At 72.1% G+C, this 2,954-nt stretch carries 3 protein-coding genes and 1 pseudogene; all 4 read left to right on the forward strand.

All coding sequences use genetic code 11. The features are described from left to right. Positions 1–60 precede the first annotated feature (60 nt). A complete protein-coding gene (recO, locus tag ACWCSD_RS50755) occupies positions 61–795 on the forward strand; it encodes a DNA repair protein RecO (RefSeq protein WP_352352515.1) in 735 nt (244 codons plus the stop codon). Further along, positions 792–1,574: an isoprenyl transferase gene (locus ACWCSD_RS50760; RefSeq protein WP_397160602.1), complete on the forward strand. Its 783-nt coding sequence runs from the start codon at positions 792–794 to the stop codon at positions 1,572–1,574. Before recO ends, ACWCSD_RS50760 begins: the two co-directional genes overlap by 4 nt. A gap of 120 nt (positions 1,575–1,694) precedes the next feature. Next, positions 1,695–2,603: an ABC transporter ATP-binding protein gene (locus ACWCSD_RS50765; RefSeq protein WP_449926751.1), complete on the forward strand. Its 909-nt coding sequence runs from the start codon at positions 1,695–1,697 to the stop codon at positions 2,601–2,603. Then, positions 2,600–2,954, forward strand: a pseudogene (locus ACWCSD_RS50770) (ABC transporter permease); the annotation flags it as partial. The gene ACWCSD_RS50765 and the pseudogene ACWCSD_RS50770, both read left to right, overlap by 4 nt.

The raw sequence follows: 2,954 nt of genomic DNA on the forward strand, positions 1-2,954 counted from the left end.
AAACTCGCGTCACCAGAGCATGCCCGGAACATGCCGCGCGTGCGGCCGTAAGATGGGCAAGTGAGTCTCTACCGCGACGAAGGCGTCGTCCTGCGGACGCAGAAACTCGGTGAGGCCGATCGCATCGTCACCGTTCTGGCCAAGCGCACCGGCAAGATCCGGGCGGTGGCCAGGGGCGTGCGCCGCACCAAGTCACGCTTCGGCGCGCGGCTGGAGCCGTTCACGCACGTCGACCTCCAGCTCCACACCGGCCGCACGCTCGACGTGATCACCCAGGCGGAGACCATCAGGCCCTACGGCGAGGCGCTGGCCGTCGACTACCCCCGTTACACCGCCGGCAGCGCCATGCTGGAGACGGCCGACCGGCTGACCCACGGCGAGAAGGAGCCGGCGCTGCGGCAGTTCCTGCTGCTGGTCGGCGGCCTGCGCACGCTGTCCGAACGCGCCCACGAGGCCAGGCTGGTCCTCGACGCGTACTTCCTGCGCTCGCTGGCGGTGGCCGGTTACGCGCCCGCGCTGGAGGCGTGCGCCAAGTGCCAGGCCCCGGCGGTCAGGGCCTTCGCCATCGTCGCGGGCGGCGTGGTGTGCGGGGCGTGCCGTCCGGCGGGCTCGGCGGTGCCGGCGGGGGAGACGATCGGGCTCATGACGGCACTGCTGCGCGGCGACTGGGCCACCGCCGACGCCTCGGAGTCGCGCCACCGCAGCGAGTGCAGCGGTCTGGTGGCCGCATATCTGCAATGGCATCTGGAACACGGAATACGCTCTCTGCGACACGTCGAAAGGGAGCATGCGTGAACGTCCGGCCTCCGACCCCTCATCCGTCAGGCGCCACCCCGCCGCCGATCCCGCGTGACCTCGTGCCCCGGCACGTCGCCATCGTGATGGACGGCAACGGCCGCTGGGCCAAGGCACGCGGCCTGCCGCGCACCGAAGGGCACAAGGCGGGCGAGTCCTCGCTGTTCGACGTCATCGAGGGGGCCCTTGAGCTGGGCGTCCCCTACCTGAGCGCCTACGCCTTCTCCACGGAGAACTGGAAGCGCTCGCCCGACGAGGTGCGCTTCCTGATGGGCTTCAACCGCGACGTCATCAGGCGGCGGCGCGACGAGCTCAACGCCATGGGCGTGCGGGTGCGCTGGGCGGGCCGGCCGGGGCGGCTGTGGAAGAGCGTGATCTCCGAGCTGCAGAGCGCCGAGGAGATGACCCTCGGCAACAGCAAGCTGACGTTGCAGTTCTGCGTCAACTACGGCGGCCAGGCCGAGATCGTCGACGCGGCGGTCAAGCTGGCGGCCGACATCGCGGCCGGGCGGGTCAAGCCGTCGAAGGTGAGCGAGAAGGTGTTCGCCCGCTACCTCGACGAGCCGGAGATCCCGCCGGTCGACCTGTTCGTGCGCTCCTCGGGGGAGCAGCGCTTCTCGAACTTCCTGCTGTGGCAGTCGGCCTACGCCGAGATGGTCTTCCTCGACCGGCTCTGGCCCGACTTCGACCGCCGCGACCTGTGGGCGGCGTGCGAGATCTACGCCAAGCGCGACCGCCGCTACGGCGGCGCGATCCCCAACGAGGTCGCCGGCGCCTAGAGAAACCCCGGGGTTCACCCCTGCTGAGCTGCCGCGCTGGACAGTGACTATACGCCGATATAGCGTCCTACTCGTTCGGGTAGTCAACTGTACGAGCGAACAGTCACGAGGCAGATCATCATGAGCGACGCCATCTCGGTGGCCGCACTCGTCAAGGCGTACGGCCGGACCAGGGCCCTCGACGGGCTCGACCTGAGCGTGCGCACCGGCGAGGTGCACGGCTTCCTGGGCCCCAACGGCGCGGGCAAGAGCACGACCTTCCGGATCCTGCTCGGCCTCGCGCGGGCCGACGCGGGCAGCGTCCGCCTGCTCGGCGGCGACCCCTGGCGCGAGGCCGCCGAGCTCCACCGCCGCCTGGCGTACGTGCCGGGCGACGTCACGCTNTGGCCCGACCTGTCCGGCGGCGAGGTGATCGACCTGCTGGGCCGGCTGCGCGGCGGCCTCGACCGCGGGCGCAGGAAGGACCTGCTCGACCGGTTCGGCCTCGATCCGCGCACGAAGGGCCGGGCCTACTCCAAGGGCAACAGGCAGAAGGTCGCGCTGGTCGCGGCGCTCGCCTCCGACGCCGAGCTGCTGCTGCTCGACGAGCCGACCTCCGGGCTCGACCCGCTCATGGAGGAGACGTTCCGGGAGGTCGTCAGGGAGGAGCGGCGGCGCGGCGACCGTACCGTGCTGCTGTCCAGCCACGTCCTGTCGGAGGTCGAGGCCCTGTGCGACCGGGTCACGATCATCCGCGACGGCCGCGCGGTCGAGAGCGGCACCCTGGCCGGGCTGCGCCACCTGACCCGCACCACCGTGCACGCCGAGCTCGACCGGCCCGCCGAAGGGCTGGCCGGGCTCCCCGGCGTGCACGACCTGCGCGAGGAGGGCGGCCGGGTGCGCTTCGACGTGGACGCCGACGCCCTCGGCCCGGCGCTGCGCCGCCTGACCGCGGCGGGCGTGCGCACCCTGGACAGCCGCCCGCCCACGCTGGAGGAGCTGTTCCTGCGCCACTACGCGGCCGGCCGGCCGGCGGAGGCCGCGCGATGAGCGGCACGTGGACGCTCGTCCGCCTGGCGCTGCGCCGCGAGCGCGCCATCGCCCCCTGGTGGCTCCTGCTGCTGGTGGCCCTGAGCCTGGCCATGGTCGGCTACATCAACCGCAACATGGGCACCTACGAGCTGAAGCTGGCCTACACCGAGGTCGTCCGCCGCTACGCCTTCTTCCGCGCGCTGGGCGGCGGGGTCGTCGAGCCGCGCCTGGAGGTGCTGGCGACCTGGCGCAGCGGCGGCTTCCTCTACGTGATCAACGCGTTCGCCGCCCTGACGACCGTGATCAGGCACACCCGCAGGGAGGAGGACGCGGGCCGGACCGAGCTGGTCCGCGCGGGCGTGGTGAGCC

It is taken from the genome of Nonomuraea sp. NPDC001684, from assembly GCF_053596515.1.